The organism is Parabacteroides sp. AF27-14, from assembly GCF_003635425.1.
Classification (GTDB): Bacteria; Bacteroidota; Bacteroidia; order Bacteroidales; family Tannerellaceae; genus Parabacteroides; species Parabacteroides distasonis.
Genome location: NZ_QTLZ01000059.1, coordinates 1 through 2,230 on the forward strand (window position 1 = coordinate 1; position 2,230 = coordinate 2,230).

Here is a 2,230-nt window from a genome sequence, read left to right on the forward strand (position 1 = left end):
ACTGAAATAAACAATAGCAAAAAGGGGCTGTCACACTTTTTGGACAGCCCCAACAACTTACATCTACCACCATTTACTACTTTTCGACCACTAAATACAACCGTCCCCTACTCGCTAACTGCGTCTTAAGCCCTATCTTTTTCAAGAAACGACCAAAGACGGAGACATTGCTCATCGGAAGTTTTACGCCGCTCTTTTTTTGCAGCGATAGGTAGATCTCTCCGGCAGAGATCTTCAAACCTTCCTCCTTATGCGAAGCGGGACGATAATATTGAAAAAACAGATCCTCGAACAAAGGACGTTGTTGAAACGCCTCGTTCGCTTGCATCTGCGAAACCTCTTCCTCATGCGTCAGCCAATAACGCTCGTTATTATTCAAGGCGGCAACCGCTTGCGCATAGAGCTGGAGATAATCGATAGGCTGGGCATTGTCTATCATCCCTTTCACCTCGATACAAATGAAACGGCGGCTGCCGGAAGGATCGCCCAGCAAATCCGTATGGTTACTCGTAGCGATAAAGGAAGCATAACGTTTCACCGATTCCACCTGCGTGGCATGAGGCTTGCGCACATTTACGACCGGCTTCTGCAACAGATGCTTCAAGAAGCCTTGATGCCTCGCGCTCACTTGGTCGAACTCATCAATATTGATCAATCCGAAACGGGTAAGATACAGCTCGGCATCCCGCTTCTTGCTGAAATCGATGCTGTCCGTGTAATACTTATTCAAGTCCGGTGGCAACAGGTTGAAGCAGAACGTGGACTTTCCGCACCCCTGCCCGCCCACCAAGAGCGGGGAAAGGCTGTTGCCATGCTGTTTGTCACGTCCCTGCCAGTGCGCTACCATCGACAGGAACCAAGTGTAAAACAACTGTTCCCACCGTACGTTGTCGCAAGGGATGCGTGCGGCCAGCGGACGGATGCGATCCTTGCCATCCCACACGGGCAAGCGGGTCAAATAGTCCTCGATAGGCGCATAGTCCGGGATGCGATCTGAAAAGACAAAACGCCGTACATCCCTGTCCCATAGCTGCAATCCTTCTTTCTGGGCATTCAAGGCGATACTGTTCAGCACACGATCCGTCACGGGGCGATAGTCAAAACAGAAGGTGTTTTTCTCCCGATATTCCGGTCCGCCAGACATCAGATTGTACGGAAATCGTAACGGCGGTTCATAAACTCCTCCATTTTCAAGCTCTGTAGTTGCTCCGGCTTGTAAAGGGACGTACAACCAAAGTCCAAATCGGAGGCTAACCGATACGACTGCCTCAAGGTCTCCCGGATCTCCACTTCCGAGATCAGATTCCCCAAATAAAGCATCGTCCACTTCACACAATCCTCCTCTTCTACCCCAGCCGCGAAACAAAGTCTTCCTAGAGTGACCAACAAAGGTTTGAAATCCACCTTTATGCTCAAACTTCCATGTTCCTCCAAAGCCCGCTGCAAAGCGAATTCATATTGGATGGCAACATAACGGTATTGGTCATAAAGCGTCTGCCCGGCACTCTCTACCGGTACCGGCACCCGTTTTTCGAACCGTTCCTGGTAGGCGCTTTCGTCGGGCATAGCCACAGGCTGCTCCAGATGAATGGAAAGGGCGTCCGGATTGTAATACACATCGGCATCATAACTGAGGCGACAGCCCATCTCCAGCACCGGACGTTTCAGCTCGATGGGATAAGAAAGGCGAGGCTCATACGTCTTGAGCGCATGTCGGTAAGCGTGCGCATGAAAAACCTCGGCATCCGTACGCGAACGGGGAAGCGACCCGTCGGGATAGGTATAAGCCACCACGAACTTCACGCTCCGTCCGCTAGAGCCGATCATAGCGAACAGTGTCTGCGGATATTCCACTATTTTTTGTTTCAAGGACAAAGCCTCTTCTATGCTCTTCAATCGATTGATCTCCAGCAAAATCCAGCCATTATACTCCTTCAACTCGCCTTTTCGAAAAGTTCCGGCAAAGAGCAACAGAGGTAATTTCCGGGTAAACGGATACCGTTTGTCGGGATAAGCCCGCCTTAATTTCTCTCGAAAGAGCGCAAGCTTATCCCTCGTCCGCTCATCCTTTACCCATGCCACGATCTCCTCCATACGCATCGCCCGTTGTGCGACGGTATCTCGATAGGCTGTTTGCTTGGTTATTTTCATGTCGATGCATATTATTTAAGAAGTTGAATGTCTTATGCTGATATAGGTAGACACATTCAATAACAATAAAATGTGTAAT

At 49.7% G+C, this 2,230-nt stretch carries 2 protein-coding genes; both read right to left on the reverse strand.

The window, feature by feature from the left end:
- Positions 1–76 precede the first annotated feature (76 nt).
- On the reverse strand, positions 77–1,144 hold the full coding sequence (locus tag DWY79_RS23220) for a VapE domain-containing protein (protein WP_233564039.1): 1,068 nt from the start codon (positions 1,142–1,144) through the stop codon (positions 77–79).
- Entirely contained in the window at positions 1,144–2,151 is a 1,008-nt protein-coding gene (locus DWY79_RS23225) for a BT4734/BF3469 family protein (RefSeq protein ID WP_233564040.1), read from the reverse strand. The genes DWY79_RS23220 and DWY79_RS23225 overlap by 1 nt, the downstream gene beginning before the upstream one ends.
- Between the last annotated feature and the right edge of the window lie 79 nt (positions 2,152–2,230).

Bases quoted from the DNA above. Each gene is read 5' to 3' on its own strand.
- DWY79_RS23220 (WP_233564039.1), bottom strand. From the start codon at position 1,144: ATGTCTGGCGGACCGGAATATCGGGAGAAAAACACCTTCTGTTTTGAC.
- DWY79_RS23225 (WP_233564040.1), bottom strand. From the start codon at position 2,151: ATGAAAATAACCAAGCAAACAGCCTATCGAGATACCGTCGCACAACGG.